Origin of the sequence: Paraburkholderia tagetis, assembly GCF_022213065.1 — a bacterium.
GTDB classification, from domain to species: Bacteria; Pseudomonadota; Gammaproteobacteria; order Burkholderiales; family Burkholderiaceae; genus Paraburkholderia; species Paraburkholderia tagetis.
This window is the reverse complement of sequence record NZ_JAKLJA010000007.1, coordinates 37,815-63,887: the sequence shown is the minus strand read 5'-3', so window position 1 is coordinate 63,887 and position 26,073 is coordinate 37,815. Positions and strand designations below refer to the sequence as shown.

The window sequence follows — 26,073 nt, the reverse complement described above, 5'->3', positions numbered from 1 at the left end:
ATCGACGCCGCGCGCGCGGCAGCCTGCCTACTCCATCCCCAACTGCGCCTTGATCGCGGGCAGCATGTACTGCACGGCCGCGCGCCCTTCCGCGATCGCCGGCGCAGCGCGATGAAAGTCGAAGATTCCCATGCCGCCCAGACGCGGCTGGATCAGCACGTCGGCGGGCTCGCCCGCCAGCCGGCTACGCGTGATGCGCACCTGCATGATGTCGATGCTCTGGGCAATCGAATTCAACAACGAAGGCACGCGCGCACTGGGCGGCGGCGCGACACGCACGTCCGGGCCGCCGCCCAGTACGTCTGGCCCCGAAGGCTGCAACCAGTTCGGAAACGGCTTGCCGTTGCGGCGCAGCAGCAACGGGGGCTCCGCGACGTGTGCACCGGGGGGCGCATCGGGCAGCGAGCCGGCTGGCGCGTCCGACTGCGCCTCCGACTGCGCGTCCGACCGTGCCTCCGACTGCGCGCCTGACAGCGCATCGAGCGGCAATTCCGGCTCCGCGCCCCTCATCGCCGGCGCACCGGCGCCCGCTCCCTCGACCGGCGTTTCGCGCGGCAAGGTATCTAGCATGCCGCCCAGGTCGCGGCCATTGAGAATGTCGTGATTGAGGTCGATGGCGATCACCATGTCGGCACGCATCGCACGCGCCGCCGAGACCGGCACCGGGTTGCTGAGCCCGCCGTCCACGAGCCACACGCCATCGTGCCAGATCGGCGTGAAAAGACCGGGAATCGCGATGGACGCGCGCACCGCGTCCACCACGCCGCCGTCACGCAGCCAGACTTCGCGGCCCGTGTCGAGCTCGGTGGCCACCGCCGTAAACGGCATTGCCAGCTCGTCGATCGTGCGCCCGTCGAACTGCTTCGCAAACAGGTCGATCACCTTGCGCCCACCCAGCAGCCCGCCGGAAAAGCGCAAGTCGAGCAGGCGCACCACCGTCTGCCAGGTGAGCTTGCCGACCCATTCCTCGAGCCAGTCCAGATCGCCGTTCGCGTAGACGGCGCCCACGAGCGCCCCGATGGAGGTGCCGCACACCACGTCGGGCTTGATGCCCGCCTCCTCGAGCGCACGTATCGCGCCGATATGAGCCCAGCCGCGCGCAGCCCCGCCGCCCAGCACGAGCCCCACGCGCGGCGGCCGCCGACGATGCATCACCATGCGTGCCTCCCACTTCCACTGACTTTCTTCATCTGTCAACGCCCCCGGATCACGTCGGAGCGCGAGGTCGTCGAGACCCGTCCGTCCGGCCCGAAGTGCACGTTGAAGTACGCTTCCTGCGTGACGCCGCCTTCGAGCCACTTCCAGCTCCACACGGTCTCCTGCTTGAGCCGATACGCGGCCACCTGACCGGGCTTGCCGAGCAGGCGACGCACGTCGTCCTGGCTCTCGCCGATGCGCACCTTCGCGAAGTTCTCCGCAGTGAGCGCCTGGGTGATCGCCACGAGCCGCCCGTCCGGGCCGATGTCGACCATGTAGGTCTTGAGCCCCTGCGGGCCGCGCGGATATTCGAGCCGCCGCGAGCCGTCGTCGAACACGCGTTCGGTCTCGGGCTTGCCCATCTGCTCGCGCACCGCTTCGAGCGTCGAGACGCCGGGCGTCATGCCCTTGAGCAGCAGCACGTCGGGCTTCACCGAATCGAAGAAGGTCTTGAACGTCTGCCGGAGGGCGTCGAGCATGGTGTCGATCTGGCGGTCGTCGCAGCCCGGGAGCGTGAGCGCCGCCAAGGCGGCGCACGCCACGGCGAGCGAACGTGTGGATGAAAAAGTGGGCGACATGTCGTGGCGGGACATCGGTGAAACGGCGCTTGCCGCGCACGCCGGGCCAGGCAGGCCCAATGGCTCAGCGTGCGCTTACATCCCACAATGTACCGTCAATGAGGCTGGTCGTGGCGCGCGGCGGCTTTCGAATGAGATTCGGAATGTGGCTTCGAATGCGGCTTCGACTGAGACCCGGAATGGGGCTCGTGCAGCTCATGCGGCGCGCGCGCGCCGGCCACGGCGGGCCCCGCCTCGCTTGCGGCGGCGGCATGCTTGCCGTCGCGCAGCGAGCGGCGCGTGCGCACGATCTCGGCGGCCTGCCACGACAGCAGCGCGAGCACGCCGAACACCACCTCGCGCATGCGCTTGACGAGCGCGAGCGAGAACGCCACTTCCTGGTTCACGCCGAACAACTGCGCCAGCAGCACCACGGCGACTTCCTGCACGCCGAGGCCCGCCGGCACCATGAAGGCCGCGTGGCGCACCGCCTGGGTGATGGCCTCGATGGCGAGCGCCTCGCCCACCGTGACCGGATGGCCGAGCAGCGTGAGCGCCCACCATGTCTCGAACGCGCCGAGCATATAGCCGCCGAGCTGCCAGAAGAACGCGCGGAACATGAGGCCGGTGCGCGACATGAGGCGATCGAGATCGGCGTCGAGCTGCTGGCCGTCGATCCCCATCATGAGCGAATTGCCCGTGCCGAGAAGGCGCGCGGCCCAGCGCTCGATCGCATGGAACACGCCGCCACGGCGCAGCAGAAAAACCGCGAGCACGGGCAGCGGCGCCGTGAGGAGCAGCGCGAGCGCAATCGTGATGATGGTGCGCAGCGACCCGCCGTCGCCCGTCGCCGCCACGATCAGCACGACGCCGAGTGCCGAGAATGCGTATTGCACCGCAATCGTCACGAACACCTCGACGATCACCGAGGCCGTGACCTGGCTCGCGTCGCCGGCGCCGCGCAGTTTCCAGCGCGCGAGACGCACGCCGACGATCTCCCCGCCCACGCCCACTACGGGCAAGAGACGGTTGACGGCCTCGCGCACGGTCGCGATCCACCAGAGGAAACGCAGCGGCGCGCGCTTGTCGAGCAGGAGGCGCCACGCGTGCGCATCGAGCAGCAGCGGCAGCGCGTGGAACGGCACGAGCCAGAGGAGCACCGGACCCGCCGTGCCGATCACGCGCACCACGTCGCGCGCGCCGTCGTGCACGGTCAGCCCGATCAGGATCGCGATCCCGACCGGCAAGCCCAGCCATTGAAGCCACTTCATGACGATGCCTGTGTCTCCTGGATCAGCCCGCGTGCGCCCACCGATGCAGAGGATTTCGCCTCTTGCCCAAAAAATACATCGGTGAATCCGCCATGACGCACGCCCGAGCGCTTCAGGGCCTCGGCCACGCGCGGCGAGATCAGCGCGCCGAGTTCGTCGGCGTGGCGATAGGTGCGCATCGACGGCGTGATCGGTCCCTCGCCCCCCGCCGGCGCCTCGGCCGGATGGCAATAAATTTCGCCCACGCCCTGCGGCGGCAAATGCGCGAGCGCATCGAGCAGCACCGCCTCGTCCATCGCACCCGTGTTCGCAATGCCCACAACGTAATCGTTATGCGCGACGCCCGCACGAGCAAGGCGCGCGCGCACGAGCGCAAGCCAGGGCTTGAGCGCAACCGGCGCGCCCGCCTCCCGCGGCAGGCGCATCGCGCGCAAGCCGTACTCCCGGCCAATCGAGAGAATCAGCGAGAGCACGGTGGGATGCAGATGGAAATGCTTGTGGGTGTTCACGTGATCGAGCGCGAGCCCGGTCGCCGCGAACGCCTCGAATTGCGCGCGAATCTCTTTGGCAAGCTGCGCACGCACGTGCGGCAAAAAGAAAAAGCGAACGCCGTCGCGCACCATGTTGTCGCCGAAGCGGCCTTGCGCGTCGACGAGCGCCGGAATCCGCGCACGCGGCAGCATGGCAGCGCCGTCGGCGAGCACGAGATGCAGGCCCACGCGCAGGTTCGGCAGTTGCCGCGCGCGCGCCACCGCATCCGCGGCGGCAGGCGCTGCCACCATCAGGCTCGCGGCGTTAAGGACGCCATCGCGATGCGCCCGCTCGACCGCCGCGTTGACCCGCTCGTGCAGGCCGAAGTCGTCGGCGGTGAAGATCAGCGCGCGGCCGCCGCGGCTGCCTTGCCCGGTGTTCGCGGCGTTGGCGGCAGTGTTTGCGGCAATGTCCGCGGCACCATCCGCGCGCGGCGGCGCATCCATCATGCCTCGTGGGCGCGCAGGAAGCGGAAGAACTCCACGCCTTCGCGCAGACGGCGCTTCATCATGTCCCAGCTCGTGAGCATCTCGCGCACGATTTCCCAGATCTTCGACGGGCGGAAATAGAACTGGCGATAGAACTGCTCGAGGTGGTGATAGATCTCATCGCGCGACAGATGCGGATAGCCGATCGCCGCAAGCTGCACGCCTTCCTTGCTCACGAGGTTGATGGTCTTGTTCTCTGCCATCCAGCCGTTATCGACGGCCTGCTTGTAGAGCGTCGTGCCCGGATAGGGCGCGGCGAGCGAGACCTGGATCGTGTGCGGATTGATTTCCTTCGCGTACTCGATGGTCTTCTTGATGGTGTCCTGCGTCTCGCCCGGCAGGCCGAGAATGAAGGTGCCGTGGATCTTGATGCCGAGCTTCTTGCAATCCGCGCTGAAGCGGCGCGCGAAGTCGGTGCGCACGCCCTTCTTGATGTTCACGAGGATCTGGTCGTCGCCCGATTCGAAGCCCACGAGCAGCAGACGCAGGCCGTTTTCCTTCATGACCTTGAGTGTCTTGTACGGCACGTTCGCCTTGGCGTTGCACGACCACGTCATGCCGAGCTTGCCGAGGCCGATCGCGATGGCTTCGGCGCGCGGCAGGTCGTCGGTGAAGGTGTCGTCGTCGAACATGAGTTCCTTGACTTCCGGCATGTTCTCGCGAATCCACTTCGCTTCCGCGATCACGTTCTCGACCGAGCGCGTGCGGTAGCGGTGGCCGCTGACCGTCTGCGGCCACAGGCAGAACGTGCAGCGCGACTTGCAGCCACGACCCGTGTAGATCGAGACATACGGGTAGTTCAGGTAGCCGATGAAGTAGTTGTCGATCTTCAGATCGCGCTTGTAGACCGGTGCAACAAAGGGCAGCTCGTCCATGTTCTCGAGAATCGGACGCGCTTCGTTGTGCTCGATCGAGCCGTCCTTCGCGCGCCAGCTCAGGCCCTTGATCTCGGGGAACGGCTTGCCTTCGGCGATTTCCTTGCAGGTGAAGTCGAATTCCTCGCGGCAGACGAAGTCGATGGCTTCGGTCGCGGTGAGCGAGTTGTGCGGATCGACCATCACCTTCGCGCCCACCATGCCCACGAGCAGCGACGGCTTGCGCTTTTTCAGGTCCTGGGCGAACAGCGCATCGGTCGGGAACGACGGCGTGCTCGTGTGGATGATGACGAGGTCGTAGTCCATCGCGATCTTGAGCGTCTCTTCGACGCCGATGCCGTCGGCGGGCGCGTCGAGCACGCGGCTGTCCGGCACGAGGGCCGCAGGCTGGGCGAGCCAGGTCGGATACCAGAACGAGCGGATCTCGCGCTTCGCCTGATAGCGCGAGCCTGCGCCACCATCGAAGCCGTCATAGGACGGGGCCTGCAAAAACAGCGTTTTCATGAGATGAGTGCTCCGGCAACCCGTTTTCTTAAGCGGGCGTGAATGAACGACAAATGAACGACAAGCGCGCGCGCCGGACGAAGCCGGCGCTGCACGCGACAATTGGGTTGCGCCCGGGTTTCACGCCCGGTGCGCCTGGGTCAGTACTTCAGTTCGTGCTTCGGTTCGTGCTTCGATTCGCACCTCGATCCGCGCTTCGAACCGGCTCACTGCTGCATCAACGGCCATCCGACACCTCGACGGCCGCGCGGCGCGGCACGGCGCTCACGCGCGCTTCGCCGCCCGTGCCCGGCATGGCGGCCATGTCGACAGTAGCGACGGTGGCGACCGTGTCGGGGTTGGCGACCGGCACGCGCACACCGCGCCAGATGACGTGCGAGCCGAATACGGCGGCCAGCCACTGCAGCAGCAAGAGCGCGTCGCGCAGCGGCACCAGCGGCAAATCGTGCCAGAACTCCCGCAGGCTCGAACTGCCGCGCACATGCAGCGCCAATCGCGCGATGATACCGCCAACCGTGCTCGTACCGAGCGCGGCCAACATTATCCGCGTCCCGCTGCCGGGCGTAACGGCGCCGGCCTGGAGCTGCCAGCAGGCGAGCGCGCCGAGCACGAGCCACGGCGAGGTGAAGGTAATGAACAGCGACGCGAAACCCGCCGGATTGACCGAGCGGATCGTGCGCAGCCAGCGCGTCTCGCGCAGCCACAGCGTGCGGAAGTTCGGCTCGATCACGTCGGTTGCGACCAGCACCGGCGCGAGCACCGTGGCCAGCCCGTGATCGCGCGCAAAACGGGCGAGCTGATAGTCGTCGGCGAGGCAATCCTTGAGCGACTCGAAACCGCCGATGCGTTCGAGCGTGCCGCGCGAGAGCGCGAGCGTCGCGCCGAAGCCGAACGCCCGCGAGCCCGTGGAATGCGCGACGCGCACCGAAGGCGCGAACCATTCGTTGATGAAGAGCGCGCCCACGCGCGGCCAGAAGCCGCCGACGCTGCGCGCGCTGTACAGACACGTGACGACGCCCACTTGCGGGTCGGCGAGCGGCGCGGTGACGATCTCGAGATAGTCGGGCTCCACGGCGATGTCGCTGTCGGCGACGATCAGCACGTCGTGGCGCGCATGCGCCGCCATGTTGATGAGATTGCTCACCTTCAGGTTGCTGCCGTGCACGCGCGAGTCGATCACGAGCGCGATGTCATGGCCCGGATACGCAGCCTGGAGCCGCTGCACGACCGCAATGGCCGGATCCTTCGACGAGGACACGCCGAAGATCAACTGGTAGCGCGGATGGTGCTGCTCGCAGAAGGTGGCGAGATTCTCGTAAAGACGCGGCTCCGCGCCACACAACGGCTTGAGCACGCTCACCGGCAGCGGCGCGCGGGCGCGCACGCGCCGTGCCTCCATGCGCACCCGCGCGGCGGAGCCGAGACGCGGCATGGCGAGCGCGGCGCTGATGGCGTAGAACGTGACCGCGCCACACAGCGCAATCACGAGCCACCACGCCAACGGCCCCAGGGAAACAAGCGCTGCCGTCATGCCACAACGCCTCGCGTGCATCCGTGAAACGCATTGCGGCCCATGACGATGGTGCCGGCACCCGCCCGAACATGGTCGACGTGACCAGTGAGCGCAGCGGCCCCGAAAGCGGAACCGCCAGGCCGCAATGCCGCCGCCGCGCGATTGCGCGGCGTGCCGGCCAGCTTGAGCGTGTTGCCTGCTTCCATTTGCCCTACCCCGAATATCACGAAAAAAGGCGCGCATTGCATAGCTCGCACCCCGATTCAAAGGCAAAAATTGTAGCAGCAACGCCCGTGGGCCGCTTCCGCACTCCCGCAAAAATGCATCTCAGATTTGCAAAGACGGCGAGTATTTCATGTCCTCCACAATGGGCTTCCAGCTCCATTCGATCTTTAAATAATGAGTAAGCATATTGAAATAAAGCCTTAACGAGATTGAATCAAGCTCGGGTTTAAAGCGCATGAAGGTTTATATAAACAAGAATTATTCTGATTCAATCAAAAAAATGAAGCGCGCCGGAACAGGCGAACCGGAAACCACTCGAGGCGCATGGATTACCGCGGGCTCTCAGCATGATCCGGAGCGCTTTGGCACAATGCCCCGACCTTGCGTCTGCCTTGCAGCCGCCCCGCTGCCTCAGGCCACCTTTCGGCACACGGAGCGCATTCCGGGGCCAGGCTCGTGCGACGCGCTCCACGAACACCGGAACGTCACCCGCCCATGATCGCCCGCATGATTCCCTTCTCCGTCCTCGACCTCTCGCCGGTGCCCGCCGGCTCGAACGCCGGCATCGCGCTGCGCAACACACTCGACCTCGCACAGCATGCCGAGCGCTGGGGCTACCACCGCTACTGGCTCGCGGAGCACCACAACATGACAGGCATCGCCAGCGCCGCCACCTCGGTCGTGATCGGCCATGTGGCGGGCGGCACGCGCACGATCCGCGTCGGCTCGGGCGGCATCATGTTGCCCAATCACGCGCCGCTCCTGATCGCCGAGCAGTTCGGCACGCTCGATGCGCTCTATCCGGGGCGCATCGATCTGGGCCTCGGACGCGCGCCCGGCACGGACCAGACCACGGCGCGCGCGCTGCGCCGCGATCTCCAGGCGAGCGCCGAAGCCTTCCCCGACGACGTCGCCGAATTGCAGCGGCTCTTCGCCGATCCGGTCGAAGGCCAGCGCGTGCGCGCGGTGCCGGGCGCCGGGCTGCACGTGCCGCTCTACATCCTCGGTTCGAGCCTGTTCGGCGCGCAGATGGCCGCGGCGATGGGCCTGCCCTTCGCGTTCGCCTCGCACTTCGCGCCCGACCATCTGCTCACCGCATTGCGCGTCTATCGCTCGCAGTTCCGACCATCGGCCACGCTCGCCAAGCCGCACGCGATGGTGGGCGTCAATGTGTTCGCCGCCGAAACCGACGACGAAGCACGCCTGCTGTTCACCTCGTTGCAGCAGCAATTCGTGAATCTGCGGCGCGGCACGCCGGGGCAGCTCCCGCCGCCGGCGGCGCAGATCGCGGCGAGCGAATTCGAACTCTCGGGCGTCGCGCATTCGCTCGCGTGCTCGGTGGTGGGCGACCGCGCGAGCGTGCGCGCGGGACTCGCCTCCGTGATCGAGCAGACCGGCGCGGACGAGTTGATCGTCACTGCGCAGATTTACGATCACGCGAAGCGCCTGCGCTCGTTCGAAATCACCGCCGAGGTGCGCGCGGAGATGGCCGCTTCCTGAAGCGGCTGGATAGACTCAGGCCTTCGCAGGGCCTTCGCAGCGGTTGCAGGAGCGCTGCGGGCAGCGCAGCAACGCGCAACGCGCAATGGGCAATGGGCAAGCCGCTGGCCGGCTGCGGGCAAGCGGCTTGCTACTCACACGCAGGTGCCGCCCACTGCACCCAGTGCACCCACTGCGCGCCCAGTGTCACCACATCGTCACCATCGTCACCATTGGCACCATCACCATCCCATCGCCACCCAATTGCCACGCTGTGCAATGAATTCGCGCAACGTGGCGTTCGGTGCTAGAACAGTCAATGCGCAGTCGTAAAAGCGACGCGGACGGCGGGCAAATAACACACTGACCAGGCGATACCGGGGCACAACAAGGAGACGACCATGGAAACTCCGGCAAGCCTCAACGACCTCCAGCGCACCACGCTCGCGATCGTGCTCGCGGGCGGACGCGGCACCCGCCTCGGCCCGCTCACCAACAAGCGCGTGAAACCGGCCGTCTACTTCGGCGGCAAGTACCGCATCATCGACTTCGCCCTGTCGAACTGCCTGAATTCGGGCATCCGCCGCATCGCCGTCGTCACGCAGTACAAAGCGCATTCGCTGTTGCGCCACATGCAGCGCGGCTGGGGCTTCCTGCGCGGCGAATTCAACGAGTTCGTCGACCTGTGGCCCGCGCAGCAGCGCGTGGAAGGCGCGCACTGGTATCGCGGCACCGCGGATGCCGTCTACCAGAATCTAGACATCATCCGCTCGATCTCGCCGAAGCACGTGATCGTGCTGGCCGGCGACCACATCTACAAGATGGATTACACGCGCATGGTGGCCGACCACGCCGCGAGCGGCGCCGACTGCACTGTCGGCTGCATCGAGGTGCCGCGCCTCGACGCGCGCGCCTTCGGCGTGATGGCCGTGGACGAGTCGCGCCGCGTCACGGGCTTCGTCGAGAAACCCGACGACCCGCCCGCGATGCCGGGCCATCCCGACATCGCGCTCGCGAGCATGGGCATCTACGTGTTCGAGACCGCCTATCTCTTCAGGCAACTGGAAGAGAACATTTCGCGCAACGCCACCGACCACGACTTCGGCAAGGACATCATTCCGCGCGTGGTCACCGACGGCCATGCGATCGCGCATCCGTTCAGCCTCTCGTGCGTCTCGTCCGCCCCGAACGCCGAGCCCTACTGGCGCGACGTCGGCACCATCGACGCCTACTGGTCCGCCAATCTCGACCTCGCCTCGACGATTCCAGCGCTCGATCTCTACGACCGCAACTGGCCCATCTGGACCTATCAGGAGCAATTGCCGCCCGCCAAGTTCGTGCGCGACCTGAACGGCCTGCAGGGCTCGGGCACCAACCTGATCGTGTGCGGCGGCAGCGTGATTTCGGGCTCGCAGATCTCGCGCGCGGTGATCTCGTCGAATGTGGTCGTGAAGTCGTTCTGCAACATTGCCGAGGCAGTCTTGTTGCCGGAGGTGACGGTGGGCGCGAGCTGCCGGCTGCGCAAGGTGGTGGTGGACCGCGGCTGTGCGATTCCCGACGGCACCGTGATCGGCGAAGACCCCGTGCGCGACGGCGAGCGCTTCTACCGGACCGAGAACGGCGTCGTGCTGGTGACGGAAGAAGCGCTCTCGAGACTCGGGCGCGACGGCTGAGCGGCCGACAGCATAGTGGCACCGGCAAATCACCGCTAACCATCGAGAACCATCGCGAACCACGGCGGACAACCACCACCAACCACTACCAACCGCAAACGAGCACACACAACCGCAAACAAGCACGACCCACCACAACCAGCCGCGCAGTCAGAAAAGGACCGAGCCCGATGACGATCCGCGTCCTGCACGTAGCCAGCGAACTCTATCCGCTGCTGAAGACCGGCGGTCTCGCCGATGTCACCGCCGCCCTGCCCGCCGCGCTGATCGAGCAAGGCGCCGATGCGCGCGTCCTGCTGCCGGGCTTCACGAGCGTGGCCGCCGGACTCGCCGATCTGCGGCCGGTCGCGCGCCTCTCGCGCACGTTCGGCGCGCCCGAGGCGTCGCTCGAGCTCGGCCGTCTACCGGGCAGCGGCGTGCCTGTCTACATGATCCGCGCCGATGCGCTCTACTCGCGGCCAGGCAACCCGTACCTCGACGCCGAGCAGGTGCCCTATGGCGACAACGCCCAGCGCTTCGCACTGCTCGGCTGGGCGGCCGCGCAGCTCGCGCAGCACGCCGATCCGGACTGGGCGCCGCGCATCGTGCACGCGCACGACTGGCACGCGGGGCTCGCTGCGGCCTACCTGCACGCCGCGGCGCGCGAGCGCGGCCACGCCGGTCCGCACTCCACTCCGCCATCTGCCGGCCCGCTATCCGCCGCGCTGGCCGACTCGCGCTTCGACTCACGCTTCGACTCACTGCGCACGCGCACCGTCTTCACGATCCACAACCTCGCCTATCAAGGCATTTTTCCGGCGCAGCAGTTCGACATGCTGGGCCTGCCCGCCGACTTCTTCGACATGCACGGCGTGGAGTTCTACGGTCAGCTTTCATTTCTGAAAGCCGGCCTCTATTTCGCCGACAAGATCACGACGGTGAGCCCGACCTACGCGCGCGAGATCCAGACCGTCGCCCAGGGCTGCGGCCTCGAAGCGCTGCTCAAGGGCCGCGCGCACGATCTCGTGGGCATCCTGAACGGCGTCGACTATGCGATCTGGAATCCGGCTCATGACGATGCCATCGCCGCGTATTACTCGGCTGCGCGCATGAGCGGCAAGCTGCGCTGCAAGACGGCGCTGCAGGCGCGCCTGAAGCTCGCGCAGCGGCACGACGCGCCCGTGTTCGGGGTGGTGAGCCGCCTCACCGAGCAAAAAGGCCTCGACCTGCTGCTCGGCGCGCTGCCCGAGATCGTCGCGCGCGGCGGCCAACTGGTCGTGCTCGGCACCGGCGACGCGAGCCTCGAACAGGGCTTCACGCGCGCGGCACATCAGCATCCCGACGCCGTGGCGGTCGAGCTCGGCTTCGACGAGACGCTCGCGCACGCGATCGTCGCGGGCGCCGACGTCATGGTGGTGCCCTCGCGCTTCGAGCCGTGCGGACTCACGCAGCTCTACGCGCTCGCCTACGGCGCGCTGCCGCTCGTGCATCGCGTGGGCGGTCTCGCCGACACCGTGGTTGACACTTCGCTCGAGAATCTCGCCGACGGGCTCGCCACCGGTTTCGTCTTCGAGCGCTTCGAGCCCGACGCGCTCGTTGCCGCGATCCGCCGCGCCTTCGCGCTCCACGCACGCAGCCGCGACTGGCGCCAGACGCGCGCGCGCGGCATGCAGCAGGACTTCGGCTGGGCCGCATCGGCACAACGCTACATGGCGCTTTATCGCGAACTGGCCTGAAAATTGGCCTGCAAGTTGACCTGAAGCGCGTGCACTTCGCGCAACGGATCGCGGCCAGCGAGACGGCTGCACGCAACACTACGCGCACCGGTCATCGACTGGGCGCGGCGAATTCGGTTATCGTTGCTGCACCGCGCGAATTCTCGCGCCCCGCACAGATTCCCCATGAAAAACGTTTTGAGCATCCAGTCACAGGTCGTGTTCGGTCATGCGGGCAACAGCGCCGCTGTGTTCCCGATGCGCCGTCTCGGCGTGAATGTATGGCCGCTCAATACCGTGCAGTTTTCGAATCACACGCAATACGGCCACTGGACCGGCAGCGCGATCGACGCCGAGCAGATGGTGGAGCTCGTCGAAGGCATTGGCGCGATCGGCGTGCTGCCGCGCTGCGACGCCGTGCTCTCCGGCTACCTCGGCGCGCCCGAGCAGGCCCAAGCCGTGATCGACGTGGTGCGTGCCGTGAAGGCCGCCAACCCGCAGGCACGCTACTTCTGCGACCCGGTGATGGGCTCGCTCAACAATAGCGGCAGTGGCAAGGGTGGCGGCTGCAAGGTCGAGCCCGGCATTCAGGAGTTTCTGGTTCGGCACATGCCTGAAGTGGCCGATGCATTGATGCCGAATCACAGCGAACTGCAGCGGCTCGTCGGGCGCGAGATCGAGACCGCCGAAGAGGCCGTCGACGCCTGCCGCGAACTGCTGCAGCGCGGGCCGAAGCTCATTCTCGTAAAGCATCTGCTCGACCGCAACAGCCCGGCCGACACCTTCAACATGCTCGTCGTGAGCGAGCGCGAGGCGTGGCTCGGCCAGCGCCCGCTCTATCACTTCGCGCGCCAGCCCGTGGGCGTGGGCGACATCACGAGCGCCATCTTCGTCGCGCGCCTGATGAACGGCGACGCGCTGCGGCCCGCCTTCGAGCACACGCTCGCCGCCGTGAACGCCGTGGTGAAGACCACCTACGACGCGGGGCGCTACGAGCTCGAAATCGTCGCGGCGCAGGACCAGATCGCGCGCCCGCGCGAATGGTTCGACGCCTGGGCCATCGACATGGGTTGAGGGCGTGGCCCGGGTGCATGCACTGGCTGAACAAACGCACAGCCTATAATGCGAGCCGCATGCGCCACGCGCTATTGCGCGCCCGGATGCCTGGGTACTTGGGTACTGGGGCGCAGCGCCCTCCGTTAGTGAAGAGATTGACCGATGTCCCACCCTATCCGCAGTGAACAGGAAGAGTATTTCGAACAGCTTTGCCTTGCCGTCGACGCCGGCGAGACGCACGAGCAGGAAGCGATCGAATACTTCGAAGAGCAAAGCCATGAAGCCGATTTCGACGCCGCCCAGTGGCTCGACATCGCGCTCTACCATGCGCCCGAAGTGGCGCGCGGCATCATCGACTTCGTCGACGAAGAAGACCGCCAGCGCAGCGACATCGCGCAGACCATCGCCGACAACCTCGACATCGCCTATGGCGACGATGACTGCGAGCGCTTCGAGGCGAGCGTGCGCTTCGCGCTGGCCAACGGCGTGCCCGTCGACCTGGACGTCGTGCTCGACGGCTGCAACCGCGCGCTCGACGACCTCGAAGGCTGGGCGAGCGAAGACACCATGGCGCCGCTCGTGCGCCTGCGCGAAACGCTGCTTGCCATGCAAGCAGAGCGCTGAACGCGCGGCGCGCTGAAGCCAGCTTGCACTCACGCTTCTCCGCTCACGTCTGCTTTTACTTCACACGCCTGAATTCATCGCATGGATTCACCGGCCCGGTCTCGCACCAGTTGCGCGCACAACGATCTGGGCATGCGTATCGCGCTGCATGCGCACGAGCGCGTCGCGCATCTGCGCGAACTGGTCCGGCGAGCACATCTGCCGCCCGAAATGCGCGGAGAGCCTGCGCGAAACCTGTACCGTGTGCGACGCCGGATCAAACACATAGTGCGATGCATACTCGAGCTGCGCGTCGCCCGCGAGCGTCGTTGAGGACGCGCTCGGGGACACGCTTGGGGACATGCTTGACGCCCCGCCCGAAGGCGTACCTGCAGACGCGCTCGCAGACGTATCACGCGGCAGGTCGGTCACGCGCGCGAACGCTGGCAGCACGATTTGTGCGTGCTCTTCGAAATCGCCGCCCACACAGGCCCACGGTTGCGTGCGCCGCGGCACAGCGAGCCACGCGTCGAGCTGCGAGGCGATACCGCCCGAGAAGCTGCTCAAGGCGGGCAGCGCCGTCGTGCCGTCGGGCCAGACGACATGCTCGAGCGTGCCGGTGGTCGTGGTGGCGAACGGCCCGTCCGTTGCATCGAGCGCGCCAGTCGAGAGGTGCGCCGTGCCTGCGAGGCCCGTCTGACGCAGACGCTGCAAGGCGATCTGCTGCGCCTCGCGACGCGTCGCGCGGCGCAACGTATTGCGCTCGGGCTCGGCACCCGCGCCCGAGTCCTCCACACGATAGCGGTAAGCAGCGCCACCATCGGCCCTCACGTCGATTTCGAGCCGCGCGGTGCGCTCGCGCGGCAGCGTGGCGGGCGTGCGCACGAGCACGCCGTCGTCGACGAGCAGCGCCGGGCGGTCCATCACGCCTGCGGGCAGATAGCCGAACGCCACGCCGCCCGACGAGGTATCGGCGAAAAGATCGAGGTCGGGTAGCCACGCGATCACATGATTGATCGCCTCCACGCCGTAGCCCGGCACCGATGGCAACGCATAGACGGGGCCGAGGTTCAGCAGCGCCGCTTCGGCGCGGATGCCCACCGCCGCGAGCAGCGCCGTGAAAAGCGCGACATGGTCCTTGCAGTCGCCGTAGCGGTCGCGCAGGATGTCCACCGCGCGGTGCGGGGCCGCTTCGGTCTCGCCCAGAAACAGCGCCACGTAGCGGATATTCAGGCGCATCCAGTCGTAGATGCGTGCGGCCTTCTCGCGCGGATCGGCAAGCCCCGCCGTGAGCGCGCGCGCGAAGGCCGCGATGGACGGATCGGTCGCCGTGGGATCGGCGGCAGCCTCGCGGTAGCGCGCCGCGAAGGCCGCATAGTCGGGCACGGTCGTCACCATGAGGCGCGCGCCCCAGTTCGCGCGCGCCACCGCGCCCGGCTCCAGCGGTGCGTAAGGGCCATGGCGATACTCGAAGGCGTAGCGCGTGCGGCCATTCGCAGTCACGGTCGCGAGCGCGGTATAGCCGCGCGCATCGACATAAAGCGGCAAGTCCGCCGGCAGATCGAAGACGAGCCGCTGAAGCTCGACCGGCTCGCCCGGCGGCTGTGCGAAGTACGAGAACGTGCCCGCTTGCAGCGCCTTCGCGCGGCGCTTCGCCCAGACGAGGCGCACGCGCGCGCCCGGCTGCACGCCCGGGAAGATCACCGTGCGCAGCACGCCGTCCTCGAAGGTGGGCGCGCCCGCCGAGCGCGGCTCCTGAACATCGCGGATGGCGCCTCGCCCGACTTCGTGCGCCGTGCCGTCCGGATCGACGGTCTGCGCCGCGAGCGCTGTTATCGTTTCGATATCCTTATTGAACCAGACGTAGCGCTGCGCCACGGCGTCGACGCCTGCGGTGGTATTGGCGCGTATCGTCGAGTCGTCGTGCTCCTCGATCGAGCCGTCTTTCTGCACGACGAATAGATGAACGTCGCGCTCCAGCGTGGCAGGCGGCTGGTCGGCGAGATCCTGGGCATCCGGGAGATCTGACGAGCCGGCACTTGTCTGGGCCTGGGCCTGGTCCTGAGCCTGAGCTTGGGTTTGGTCCGCCGAAGATGGCTGCGCGTGTGCACATGGGATGGCGAACGCCAACGCAAGCGCCAATGCGCTGCCTCCTGCGAGCGCGGCGGCGCCGCGCTTAACGCGCTCTCTCATGCTTCGCGCCACTCCCCTCATCGCTTTCTGCATGCCCCACAGTTGCTGTGCGACGTTGCTGCACGCATTGGCCACACGCGTTGGCCAAACACATTGGCCAGATCGCTTCACGCACGATGTCTACTCGACGGCCTGGTCTGCACACGCCACGCGCGCCGGTTTCGTCGCACGCTGCCAGGAAGTCGCCGCGAGTTGGCGTGCGCACACCGCATCGCGCCACGCGCGCGGACTCGCACCGAACTCCGCGCGAAACGCCGCGTTGAAATTGGACAGATCGTTGAAACCGCTCGCCAATGCAATGTCGACGATCTTCTCGCCGCCTTGCACGGCGGGGCCGAGCGTACAGACGACGTCGTCGGCCCTCCAGCCGGGGCCCGTCGCGAGCGTGTGCGCAACGGGCGGACATGCCGTGGCCTCGCGCGCGCGTTGCGCTATGGCGCGTTGCAAACCCGTGGCGAGAGCAGACACGTCGCCCCCATGTGGACGATGGAACTTTTGTTGTAGCACATCGTTTCGCCGCATGCCGGAGCGCAAGCGCGGTGCAGCTACGCGTGTATGCGGCAGCCCGCCGGCCAGGGCGCGCTTACACCGTGCTTACTTCGCGCCTGCTCCAGGCTCATCCGGCGCTCACCTCACACTCATCCCGCGCTCTTCGAGCGCGCGCAGCAGCGACACCGCGATCCCCTCGGCCGCGAGCCGCACCTCCTCCAGCGCCGGAAACGAAGGCGCGATGCGCAGATGGCTGTCCTCGGAATCGACGCCATAAGGGAACGCCGCGCCTGCGGGCGTCAGCACGAGCCCGGCCTCGCCGGCAAGCTCGACGGTGCGCCGCGCGCAGCCCGGCGGCGCGTAGAGGCTGGTGAAGTAGCCGCCGCGCGGCACGTTCCAGCGCACCTGCGGCACGTGAGCGAGACGCGCGCGGAACACCTCGTCCACGGCGGCGAACTTCGGCGCGAGCAGCGCGCGATGACGCGCCATCAACGCTTCGAGCGCCGCGCGGTCGCGCACGAAACGCACGTGGCGCAACTGGTTGAGCTTGTCCGGGCCGATCGTGCGCACCGCCGCGCAGCGCTGCCACCACGCCACATTGCGCGGCGACGCGGCGAGCCATGCGAGCGCGCCGCCCGCGAACGTCACCTTCGAGAGCGAGGCGAACATGAGCACGCGCTCCGCATGCCCCGCCGCCGCGCACGCCTCGATCACGTCGGGCGTCGCGTGGCGCTCGTCGGTGAGATGGTGAAAGCGGTAGGCGTCGTCCCAGAAGAGGCGGAAATCGGGCGCGGCGGCGGGCATGGCGGCGAGCCTGCGCACCACCTCGTCCGCGTAGATGGCGCCCGTGGGATTGCTGTAGAGCGGCATGCACCACATGCCCTTCACCGATGCGTCTTCGCGCACGAGCGCCTCCACGGCGTCCATGTCGGGACCGTCCTCGCGCATGGGCACGGCGATCATGCGCACGCCCAGCGCCTCGCAGATCGCGAAGTGCCGGTCGTAGCCCGGCGACGGGCACAGGAAGGCAATCGCGCCCTGCGCGCGCCACGGTGCACTGCGGCCCTCGCCCTGACCCTTTGCCTCGCCCACCGGCACGCCGTGGAGCAGCGCGAACGCGAGCGCGTCGTGCATGAGTTCGAGGCTCGAATTGCCGCCCGCGATCACCTGCGCCGCCGGCACCTCCAGCAGTTCGGCGCCCAGCTCGCGCGCCTCGGGCAAACCCGACGCGAGGCCATAGTTGCGGCAATCGAAACCGTCACGCGCGCGATAGCCCTCATCGAGCGCCGCGTCGAACAGCCCCTGCGAGAGATCGAGCTGCTCCGGCGAGGGCTTGCCGCGCGACATGTCGAGACGCATCCGCAGTTGCCGGAATCGTTCGTAGTTCAAATCAACAGACGCAACATCCAGATTCATCGACATGGTTTTTCCCGGCATGAAAGCGTAAGAGAGCGTGAGAGTGGCCGTGAGAGCGACGCGAGCGGCAGCACAAGACGCGTCGTCCGGACCAGCATACGAGCGTCACCATGTTCAGACAAACGCGTTATATTGAACGTTTCGATCAGTTTTTCTGATGCCATGATGCGCATCCGATACCCATGAAGACCCTCGATTTCGACGTCCTCGCCATGGTCGTAGCCGTGGCCGATGCCGGCAGCTTCGTGCGCGGCGCGGCGCTCGTGCACCGCTCGCAGGCGGCGCTTTCCATGCAGATCCGCGCGCTGGAAGACACGCTAGGCAAACCGCTCTTCATTCGCGCGCCGCGCAATGTCACGCCCACGCCGGACGGCCACACGCTGATTGCCTATGCACGGCGCATGCTCGCCCTGCGCGACGAGGCATGGGCCTCGCTCGCGCACCCCGAGGTCAAGGGCCGTGTGTCGATCGGCATGCCCGACGACTATGCGTCGTCGCTGCTGCCGCCCGTACTGCGCAAGTTCTCGGCGAACTGGCCGAAAGTGGAGATTCAGGTGGTGGGGCTGCCGAGCAGCGCACTCGCACCGCTCGTGAAGGACAACAAGATCGATCTGGCTTGCGTGACCGGCACGCGCGAGCTCGCCGGCGAATTCATCCGCTTCGAGCCAACCGTCTGGGCCGGGCCGCCCGCCAGCGCGAGCGCGGCCATCGGCCGGGAGATCTGGCGCGAGCGGCCGCTACCCATCGCACTCTTCAGCGCGGGCAGCGTCGCGCGCGCGAACGCGATTGCCGCACTCGAACGCGAAAAGATCGCCTATCGCACGTCCTATGAAAGCCCGAGTCTGATGGGCCTGTGCAGCATGGTGGCGGCGGGCCTCGCGGTCGCGCCGCTCGCGCGCTGCGCGGTGCCCGAAAATTTCGTCACGCTGGGCCGCCAGCACGGCCTGCCGGAGTTGCCTGAGCTCGAAGTGGTGCTCGCGCGCAGCGCCCGCTCGAACCGGCCGACGTGCGACTTCCTCGCTGAGCAAATTCTCGCGGAATTGCGGGTCTGAGGCGGGTCTGAGCCGCTGCCGCCAACGCTCCTGAGCGCGGTGTTTTTGGCGCAGCGCTGCGCAGCCCGCAAACGCCACTGCGAGCGCCACCGCGCGCGGGTCGCGGCGGTCGAGTCAATCGCCGGGTCAATCGCCGAGCCAATCGTTATCGGAAAGCCATCGGAGCCGGACCGGAATCAGTCGTCGATCGATCGCGCCAGCAATGCATGAAGACGCGTGATATGACGCAGCAGCAACTCGCGATGCTTCTCGATCTGCTCGAGCCGGCCTTCGATATCGGCACGCGCGCGCTCGTCGTACTCCGCATGGGCGATTACGTCCTCGATGCGCAAGCGCAGCGCCTCCGGCTCCACCGGCAGCATGCTCAGGTGCCGTTCGAGCTTGCGGACGTCTTGCGCGGCCAACTCCCGAAGCTTGCGCGTGCCGGCCACGCGCCGCTGCGCGTCCTGGGCGGCCGTGCCCTGCGCGCGCCGGACGTCCGCGCCATGGCCGAAGATCGGCTCGGTGCGCAGCACCGGCGCCTTGCGCACCGGATGCGCGGTGCCGCGAAAGCGCGCCTGCGGGGTTTCGTCGGCAATCGCATCGCGCGCCTCCTGGGGCACGTCGCCTGCGCCGTGCGGCTCGTCCATCCAGCCCTCGGGCAAGCCCGTGACGGCCTCCACGCCGCGCACGAACTCCGCGCTGAAATCGCGCTGCCCCGAAGCGATCAGCTTCATGTAGCTCGCGGAAAACGTCATCATCCTCGCGAGCCGCGTGACCGCGCCCACTTCGCGCGTGAGCAGCGCGAGGTTCGCGCGCCACGTGGGCATGAGCGTTGCACTGGAATCTTCCATCGCGGAGATCCTCCCTCATGGGCCTGCTTGCTGGCCGATGCCTGAAGGTTAGCCGCATCGCAAGGCAGGACGCAACCCGCGCGCCATGCCGTGGTAAGGAAGGTACGGGAGGAAACCCGATCTATCGCGCAGCGAAGTCACCCAGCACGCATGACGCGAGTCGCGGGGTCGTAACGCTCGTGCTGATTTTTGGCTGACCGCGGGCTTGTTGCCTAAAAGTGCCCCGTGAAGCGATACCGGCTGCCCGGATGCCACAGATTCACCACCGAAGCCACGCGCCCGCTCGAGCGGGTGCGCCGGTGCAGCACGAGGCACGGCTCGACCTCGCCCATCTTGAGCCGCTCGCAAGTGTCGCCCTGCGGAACGAGTGCCTCGATGCGGTACTCCACGGCCTGAAGCGGCGCGACGCGCATGAGGTAATGATTCGGCGTAGTGGACGTGAAGTCCTGCTCCGCGTATTCGGGCGCGACGGCGGGATTGACCCAGCGTTCCTCGAGTTGCACGGGCTCGTCGTTCTCGAAGTGCAGCATGCGGGAGTAGAACACCCTGTCGTTGGTGCGCAGTCCCATTTCGATGGCGAGCGCCTCGTCGGCGGGCAGCACGCCGATCTCCAGCACCTCGGCGCGGTAACCATGCCCGCGCGCGAGAATTTCGTCGGAGATGCTGCGGATCGCCACCAGCGTGGACTCGTATTTGGGCCGCGCGACGAAGGTGCCCGCGCCCTGCACGCGCGTGAGCACCTGCTCGGCGGTCAGCTCGCGCAGCGCGCGGTTCACCGTCATGCGCGCGACCTTGAACTCGCGCGCAAGCTCGTTCTCCGAAGGCACCTGGTCGCCCTCGCTCCACTCGCCCGCGTGAATGCGCGCGAGAATGAAGTCCTTGATGCCCTGGTATGCGGGTGCGTTCATCGCCTGCTCGACTGGATCCCGCCGTTTCCCTAGGCCGTTTCCCTTAGCGCGCTTCCGACTCGAACGCGAACGGGCTGTGCACCGCGATTGCGCCGTTCTGCACGAGCTGCGTCATTGCGGCGATATCGGGTGCGAAGTAACGGTCGATGTCGTAATGCGGGACTTCGCTGCGCACCGAGTGCATCACCTTTTGCAGTGCCGGGCTGGTCGCGTGCGGTGCGCGCAGGTCAACGCCCTGTGCTGCCGCGAGCAGTTCGATCGCGAGAATGTTGGCCGTATTGCCCGCGATGTCGGCGAGCTTGCGCGCGGCGAAGGTTGCCATCGACACGTGGTCTTCCTGGTTCGCCGAAGTCGGCAGCGAATCCACCGAGGCCGGATGCGCAAGCGTCTTGTTCTCCGAGGCCAGCGCCGCCGCCGTCACGTGCGCGATCATGAAGCCCGAGTTCACGCCACCGTCCTTCACGAGGAAAGGCGGCAGGCCCGAGAGCGTCGCGTCGATCAGCAGGGCGATGCGACGTTCGGCGAGCGCGCCGATTTCGGCGGCGGCCAGCGCGAGGTTGTCGGCCGCGAACGCCACCGGCTCCGCGTGGAAGTTGCCGCCCGAAATGACTTCGTTCGTTTCCGGGAAGATCAGCGGATTGTCCGAGACCGCATTAGCTTCGATCAGCAGCACTTGCGCGGCGTGGCGCATCTGGTCGAGACACGCGCCCATCACCTGCGGCTGGCAGCGCAGCGAGTACGGGTCCTGAACCTTGCCGCAATCGCGGTGCGAGAGGTTGATCGACGAGCCGTCGAGCAGATCGCGATAGGCCGAGGCTGCCTCGATCTGGCCGCGATGGCCGCGCAGTTCATGGATGCGCGCATCGAACGGCTTGACCGAGCCGGCCGCCGCGTCCACGCTCAGCGCGCCCGAAACGAGTGCCGTGCGGTACAGGTCTTCGATGGCGAACATGTTGTAGAGCGCGAGCGCCGCAGAAGCCTGCGTGCCGTTCAGGAGCGCGAGGCCTTCCTTCGCCTGCAGCGCGATCGGCTTGAGGCCGGCTGCGGCCAGGCCCGCTTCGGCGCTGGCGCGCTCGCCGCGAATGAACACTTCGCCCACGCCCAGCAGCACTGCCGACATATGCGAGAGCGGTGCGAGGTCGCCCGAGGCGCCCACCGAGCCCTTCACGGGAATGAGCGGCAGCACGTCGGCGTTGAAGAGCGTGATCAGCGCGTCCATCACTTCACGGCGGATGCCCGAGTGGCCACGGCCGAGGCTCGAGAGCTTCAGCGCCATCATCAGGCGCACGACCGGACGCGACATCGGCTCGCCCACGCCCACCGCGTGCGAGAGCACCAGATTGCGTTGCAGCAGTTCGAGCTGGTCGGTCGGGATATGCGTGCTGGCGAGGCGGCCGAAGCCCGTGTTGATGCCATAGGCGGGGTCGCCCTTGGCCGTGATCTCGGCAACGGCGCGCGCGCTCGCGTCGATCGCGGCAAAGCTCGCCGGATCGAGTTCGAGCTGGACGCTGCTGCTGTCCGATGCGCGCGCGATCTGGCGCAGTTGGGGCAGGGTCAGATGGCCGGGCGTGAGGAGCATGATCGAATCCTGTCTATACAAGTGACCGGAGTCTAGCCTGGCGCGCCTGTATAGACAACCTCCACGACCGCCCCGCAGGCCTGGGAGAATCCATGAGTACGCGCGCGCCCCGCTCCAGCGTACCCCGCAGGCCCGTCAGGCCTGGTTCTCCAGCCTGCCCCCGATAAACGCGAGGAAGCACTGCACGCGCGCGGCGAGCGCGGCGCTGCGGTAGTAGACGGCGTGGATCGGCTGACGCTCGGCGACGAGCGCGTCGTCGAGCAAGGTCACGAGGCGCCCCGCAGCGCGGTCGGCGGCGGTCATGAAGTCGGAAAGGCAGGCGACGCCGGCACCCGCGAGCGCAAGCTGGCGTATCGTCTCGCCGCTCGACGCCGCGAGCGCCGGGTGAATCGCAAAACCCTCTGGCGCGGCTTCGGCTTTGACTTCCGCTTCAACTTCGGCTTCGGCGTCGTCGAGCAGCGATGCCTGCGCGGCAACGGATGACGTTGCGGATGACCTGGCTGTCATGGCGGAAGTCGCGTTGACATCCAGCCTGCGCGCCCCACTGAGCGGCCAGCGGTTCAGTTGCACGGGCGCCGTGAAGCCGATCAGCCGATGCTCGCGCAGTTGCGCGAGCGTGCGCGGCGTGCCGTGCGCCGCGAGATACGCGGGGCTCGCCACCACACGGCGCCGGCTCACGCCAAGCGCGCGCGCATGCAGCGTGGAATCCTGCAACGTGCCGATGCGAATGGCGATATCGACGCGCTGTTCGAGCAAATCGACGATGCGCTCGTTGCTCGTGAGTTCGAGCTGGATCTCGGGAAAGCGCGCCGCGAACGCGGCCATGTGCGGCACGATGCAATGGAGCATGAACGGCGTGGCCGCGTCCACTCGCAAGCGCCCCGACGGCCGCTCGCGATGGCGCGCGACGGCCTCCTCGGCATCTTCCATCGCCGCGAGAATGGTGCGCGCGCGTTCGAGAAAGAGCTCGCCCTCCTCGGTCAATTGCAGGCGGCGCGTGGTGCGCAGGATCAGCGCCACGCCTAGCTGCTTTTCGAGCCGCGTGAGCGCCCGGCTCACGCCGGAAACAGTCTGCTCGAGTTTTTCGGCGGCGGCGGTGATCGACCCCGCATCGATCACGGTGACGAACACGAGCAATTCGTCGGTCGACGTTTTCATTATTGATCCGCAGTCAAGATTGATTCGAGACTAACACGGTTTTTGCGAGCCACGAACACCGCGATCCTGGCTGCCGGACCAGTGCTCCAGAGCACCATGTTGTTGCGTATCCGTAAGGTCGGTCCGCTAGAATCGCCACGGTTTGCACTATCTGCCGTCGCGTTTTCGCTTCCGGCCACCGGGTACGCCGATGCCTCTCGCGCTGAACTTCTACTGGCTGACCAATCTGCTCGCCATCCTCTTCGTGGTCGCGTGTCTGTACGACTCGCGCTACGACGAATATGGCACGCTGACACTTGCCGCCGCCGCAATGGGCCTCGTCGTGATGGCCATCGAAGTATTGCTGCGCCCTGCTTTCGAGCTGTCGCTCTAGCTTTTATTACGCCTTGCGCTCGTGCTCACAGCACGCATTCTGCCCAGCGCTACCCGCCCGGAGCTACCCGCCCGGCACTTTCCTCATAGCGATCGTGGTGACGCATCCACTCGCGCATATCCTTCTTCTCGTTGCGCCCCTTCGCCGTGAATTCGAGCATCGCGTACGTGCCAAGGGCCATCTCCACGCCACGCGCGTATGCCGAATACGTGTGATAGACGTCGCCCGCTTCATCGCGATAGAACGCGCTGATGCCCGGTAGCTCGTCGTTCATGTAGTCCTGTTCTTCGTAGTTGTAGAGCGCCTTGCCACGCGCCTTGTCCGCTTCGCTGAACGAAACGTGATAGTCGAAGTTGAAGTCGCTGCCGTGCGACGACACCCACGGGAAATGCCAGCCCATGCGCTGCTTGAAGGCTTCGAGCTTCGCGAGCGGCGCGCGCGAGACGGCCACGTAGGTTACGTCGTGATGCTCCAGGTGCGGCAGCATACCGTCCACGTGATCGGAAAGAAATGAGCAGCCTGGGCAGCCCTCCTCCCAATCGGGGCCAAGCATGAAGTGATAAATCAGCAACTGGCTGCGCGGCCCGAACAGGTCCGCGAGCGTGCGCGTGCCTTGCGGCGTTTCGAACGTATACGTCTTCTCCACCTTTACCCACGGCAGCGCCTGGCGCTTCGCCACGAGTGCGTCGCGCGCATGCGTGAATGCACGTTCCTCCTCAAGCAGGGCCTTGCGTGCCGCCAACCATTCGTTTTCCGAAACAATCTGGTGCGGATCCATCATGCATACCTCCTTTGTGTCGACCTGACCGAAACCGGCTTGACCGGACACCCTCATTCGAACAGCTCCACCAGGCGGTCGAGCGCACTCGACCACCCCTCGCGATGTGCGTCACGCGTGGCTTCGTCGAAGAAGCGTTCGTGGCGCAGCGTGATCTCCGTTGTTGCGCCATCGGCGCGCAGTACGACCGTCACGCGCGATTCGCGCTCGGGCGTGCTGCGCCACGCCCACGTGAATACGAGCTTCGACTCGGGCACCACTTCGAGATACGTGCCGCTCGCGTCGTGCTCCTCGCCGTCAGGCGAGCGCATGATCACGCGAAAACGCCCGCCCACACACACGTCGGCCTCCGCATGCAGGCAGATCGTGTCGAGCGGATGCATCCAGCGCATCAGTTGCGCTGCGTGCGTCCATGCCGCATAGACCTTCGCGGCACTCGCATTTATGCGGCGTCTGACGATGAGGCTGGGGCTCGCGTGGACGACGTCACCTCCTCTTTCTGCAATTGCGCCATTGCGGGCGCGTCCTTTGCCAGCGCTTTGGCCTGCACGCCTTTCCGCGCTGTTTTCTGCGCCGTTGTTTGCGCCGTTGTTTGCGTTGCTTTCTGCCCGTTTATCCGCGCTTTTGCTCGCGGTTTTGCCTGCGCTTTCGTCGAAATTGCTGGCTGCGCCAGCGTCGAGTTGGGTGGACATGCATCCTCCTCCACGAAATCGGCGAGACGATCGAGCGCGCCGCTCCAGAAGCGTTCGTAGTACGCGAGCCACTGCATCGCGTCCTCCATCGGCCGCGCCGCGAGGCGACACGCCACCGTGCGTCCGGTCTTCGCGCGCGTGACGAGCCCCGCATCGGCGAGCACGTCCAGATGCTTCATCACTGCGGGCAGCGACATCGCAAACGGCTGCGCGAGCGCGCTCACCGAAAGCTCGTCCTGCTGCGCGAGCCGAGCGAGCAGCGCGCGCCGCGTGGGGTCCGCCAGCGCCGCAAAGGTGCGGTTCAACGCGTCGTCTTCATGCTTAACCATGCGGTTAAGCATAGGACGCGAGCCGCCGATGTCAAGGCTGCGTTCGCGCAGCCCGTAGAATGAGCAAGTCACCCCGAGCCATTGCCGCCATGCCCTCCAAAATCCGCAACTCGCTGCTCTGGATTTTCGACGCCTTCGAGCGCGAGCCCGGTTATCTGTGCAAGCTGATGTTCGGCGCCGATGCCGCTTATATGGACGGCCTGCTGTGTCTCATCGCCGCCGACCGCGAAAAGCCCTTTAACGGCCTGCTGGTCTGCACGTCGCGGGACCGGCACGCGGCGCTCATCGACGAAATGCCGGCCTTGCAGCCGCATCCGGTGCTGGGCAAGTGGCTTTACGTGACGCAGGAAGACCCGGATTTCGAAGCCACGGCGCAGCATCTGACCGAGCTCGTGCTGGCGCGCGACCCGCGTGTGGGCGTGGAGCCCAAGCCGCGCAAATCGGCCAAATCAGGTAAATCGGGCAAATCAGGTAAAGGAGGCGGCAACAGCCTGCTGCCGAAGTAGCGCGTGCGAATGCGCGATGGGTGTGAACGGTGCAATGCGTGCGATGCGCGCGCTAGGTGCAAGACGCGCGATACATTGAACACGCGCAGGATTCACGGGCC

The 26,073-nt window shown here is 66.8% G+C and carries 24 protein-coding genes; 8 read left to right on the top strand and 16 right to left on the bottom strand.

Annotation, left to right across the window (positions count from 1 at the left end; genetic code table 11):
- Window positions 1–27: 27 nt before the first annotated feature.
- The 6 genes from L5014_RS11585 to hpnI form a co-directional block, all read right to left on the bottom strand.
- Entirely contained in the window at window positions 28–1,155 is a 1,128-nt protein-coding gene (locus L5014_RS11585; RefSeq protein WP_238463933.1) for a patatin-like phospholipase family protein, read from the bottom strand.
- Between the two features lie 38 nt (window positions 1,156–1,193).
- Window positions 1,194–1,775 (bottom strand): hypothetical protein, encoded by a 582-nt coding sequence (locus L5014_RS11580; RefSeq protein ID WP_238463931.1) that lies wholly within the window; start codon window positions 1,773–1,775, stop codon window positions 1,194–1,196.
- Window positions 1,776–1,870: 95 nt separating this feature from the next.
- On the bottom strand, window positions 1,871–3,025 hold the full coding sequence (locus tag L5014_RS11575) for a lysylphosphatidylglycerol synthase domain-containing protein (protein ID WP_238463762.1): 1,155 nt from the start codon (window positions 3,023–3,025) through the stop codon (window positions 1,871–1,873).
- On the bottom strand, window positions 3,022–4,005 hold the full coding sequence (hpnK, locus tag L5014_RS11570) for a hopanoid biosynthesis-associated protein HpnK (RefSeq protein WP_238463761.1): 984 nt from the start codon (window positions 4,003–4,005) through the stop codon (window positions 3,022–3,024). Before hpnK ends, L5014_RS11575 begins: the two co-directional genes overlap by 4 nt.
- The gene (hpnJ, locus tag L5014_RS11565; protein ID WP_238463760.1) at window positions 4,002–5,423 is read right to left on the bottom strand and encodes a hopanoid biosynthesis associated radical SAM protein HpnJ; all 1,422 of its coding nucleotides are present in this window, start codon (window positions 5,421–5,423) and stop codon (window positions 4,002–4,004) included. The genes hpnK and hpnJ overlap by 4 nt, the downstream gene beginning before the upstream one ends.
- A gap of 217 nt (window positions 5,424–5,640) precedes the next feature.
- On the bottom strand, window positions 5,641–6,954 hold the full coding sequence (gene hpnI / locus L5014_RS11560; RefSeq protein WP_238463759.1) for a bacteriohopanetetrol glucosamine biosynthesis glycosyltransferase HpnI: 1,314 nt from the start codon (window positions 6,952–6,954) through the stop codon (window positions 5,641–5,643).
- A gap of 714 nt (window positions 6,955–7,668) precedes the next feature.
- Between hpnI and L5014_RS11555 the strand changes: the two genes are divergently transcribed.
- The 5 genes from L5014_RS11555 to L5014_RS11535 all read left to right on the top strand — a co-directional run bounded on the left by L5014_RS11555 (window position 7,669) and on the right by L5014_RS11535 (window position 13,687).
- Window positions 7,669–8,661, top strand: a complete 993-nt coding sequence (locus tag L5014_RS11555; protein ID WP_238463758.1) for an LLM class flavin-dependent oxidoreductase — start codon at window positions 7,669–7,671, stop codon at window positions 8,659–8,661.
- A 380-nt stretch (window positions 8,662–9,041) separates the two neighbouring features.
- Window positions 9,042–10,313 (top strand): glucose-1-phosphate adenylyltransferase, encoded by a 1,272-nt coding sequence (gene glgC / locus L5014_RS11550; RefSeq protein WP_238463757.1) that lies wholly within the window; start codon window positions 9,042–9,044, stop codon window positions 10,311–10,313.
- 170 nt (window positions 10,314–10,483) lie between these two features.
- Window positions 10,484–12,028 carry a glycogen synthase GlgA gene (glgA, locus tag L5014_RS11545; protein ID WP_238463756.1) on the top strand — a complete coding sequence of 515 codons (1,545 nt, stop codon included), beginning with the start codon at window positions 10,484–10,486 and terminating at the stop codon, window positions 12,026–12,028.
- A 165-nt stretch (window positions 12,029–12,193) separates the two neighbouring features.
- Entirely contained in the window at window positions 12,194–13,081 is an 888-nt protein-coding gene (gene pdxY / locus L5014_RS11540; protein ID WP_238463755.1) for a pyridoxal kinase PdxY, read from the top strand.
- A 144-nt stretch (window positions 13,082–13,225) separates the two neighbouring features.
- A complete protein-coding gene (locus L5014_RS11535) occupies window positions 13,226–13,687 on the top strand; it encodes a hypothetical protein (RefSeq protein ID WP_238463754.1) in 462 nt (153 codons plus the stop codon).
- Between the two features lie 87 nt (window positions 13,688–13,774).
- On the opposite strand, the gene L5014_RS11530 is transcribed toward L5014_RS11535, so the two are convergent.
- From L5014_RS11530 to L5014_RS11520, 3 genes are all read right to left on the bottom strand, one after another.
- Window positions 13,775–15,859 carry a transglutaminase family protein gene (locus L5014_RS11530; protein WP_238463753.1) on the bottom strand — a complete coding sequence of 695 codons (2,085 nt, stop codon included), beginning with the start codon at window positions 15,857–15,859 and terminating at the stop codon, window positions 13,775–13,777.
- 120 nt (window positions 15,860–15,979) lie between these two features.
- Window positions 15,980–16,327: a helix-turn-helix domain-containing protein gene (locus L5014_RS11525; RefSeq protein ID WP_238463752.1), complete on the bottom strand. Its 348-nt coding sequence runs from the start codon at window positions 16,325–16,327 to the stop codon at window positions 15,980–15,982.
- A 159-nt stretch (window positions 16,328–16,486) separates the two neighbouring features.
- Complete coding sequence (locus L5014_RS11520) at window positions 16,487–17,770, bottom strand: aspartate aminotransferase type Ic (RefSeq protein WP_238463751.1); 1,284 nt, start codon at window positions 17,768–17,770, stop codon at window positions 16,487–16,489.
- A gap of 176 nt (window positions 17,771–17,946) precedes the next feature.
- Between L5014_RS11520 and L5014_RS11515 the strand changes: the two genes are divergently transcribed.
- Entirely contained in the window at window positions 17,947–18,816 is an 870-nt protein-coding gene (locus tag L5014_RS11515; protein ID WP_238463750.1) for a LysR substrate-binding domain-containing protein, read from the top strand.
- A gap of 176 nt (window positions 18,817–18,992) precedes the next feature.
- Here L5014_RS11515 and L5014_RS11510 read toward each other — a convergent pair whose 3' ends face one another.
- The 4 genes from L5014_RS11510 to L5014_RS11495 all read right to left on the bottom strand — a co-directional run bounded on the left by L5014_RS11510 (window position 18,993) and on the right by L5014_RS11495 (window position 23,294).
- Window positions 18,993–19,649 carry a hypothetical protein gene (locus L5014_RS11510; protein WP_238463749.1) on the bottom strand — a complete coding sequence of 219 codons (657 nt, stop codon included), beginning with the start codon at window positions 19,647–19,649 and terminating at the stop codon, window positions 18,993–18,995.
- A gap of 212 nt (window positions 19,650–19,861) precedes the next feature.
- A complete protein-coding gene (hutC, locus tag L5014_RS11505) occupies window positions 19,862–20,557 on the bottom strand; it encodes a histidine utilization repressor (RefSeq protein WP_238463748.1) in 696 nt (231 codons plus the stop codon).
- Between the two features lie 43 nt (window positions 20,558–20,600).
- A complete protein-coding gene (gene hutH, locus L5014_RS11500; protein WP_238463747.1) occupies window positions 20,601–22,136 on the bottom strand; it encodes a histidine ammonia-lyase in 1,536 nt (511 codons plus the stop codon).
- A gap of 135 nt (window positions 22,137–22,271) precedes the next feature.
- Window positions 22,272–23,294, bottom strand: coding sequence for a LysR substrate-binding domain-containing protein (locus tag L5014_RS11495; protein WP_238463746.1), 1,023 nt, complete (start codon window positions 23,292–23,294; stop codon window positions 22,272–22,274).
- Window positions 23,295–23,484: 190 nt separating this feature from the next.
- On the opposite strand from L5014_RS11495, the gene L5014_RS11490 reads away from it, so the two are divergent.
- Window positions 23,485–23,667: a hypothetical protein gene (locus tag L5014_RS11490; protein WP_238463745.1), complete on the top strand. Its 183-nt coding sequence runs from the start codon at window positions 23,485–23,487 to the stop codon at window positions 23,665–23,667.
- 49 nt (window positions 23,668–23,716) lie between these two features.
- On the opposite strand, the gene L5014_RS11485 is transcribed toward L5014_RS11490, so the two are convergent.
- The 3 genes from L5014_RS11485 to L5014_RS11475 are packed head-to-tail and all read right to left on the bottom strand — an operon-like array spanning window position 23,717 to window position 25,466.
- Window positions 23,717–24,445, bottom strand: coding sequence for a DUF899 domain-containing protein (locus tag L5014_RS11485; RefSeq protein WP_238463929.1), 729 nt, complete (start codon window positions 24,443–24,445; stop codon window positions 23,717–23,719).
- Between the two features lie 53 nt (window positions 24,446–24,498).
- Entirely contained in the window at window positions 24,499–24,891 is a 393-nt protein-coding gene (locus tag L5014_RS11480) for an SRPBCC family protein (protein ID WP_338019282.1), read from the bottom strand.
- Entirely contained in the window at window positions 24,888–25,466 is a 579-nt protein-coding gene (locus L5014_RS11475) for an ArsR/SmtB family transcription factor (protein WP_238463744.1), read from the bottom strand. Before L5014_RS11475 ends, L5014_RS11480 begins: the two co-directional genes overlap by 4 nt.
- Before the next feature lie 89 nt (window positions 25,467–25,555).
- On the opposite strand from L5014_RS11475, the gene L5014_RS11470 reads away from it, so the two are divergent.
- Window positions 25,556–25,972: a hypothetical protein gene (locus tag L5014_RS11470; protein ID WP_238463925.1), complete on the top strand. Its 417-nt coding sequence runs from the start codon at window positions 25,556–25,558 to the stop codon at window positions 25,970–25,972.
- The last annotated feature ends 101 nt before the right edge of the window (window positions 25,973–26,073 follow it).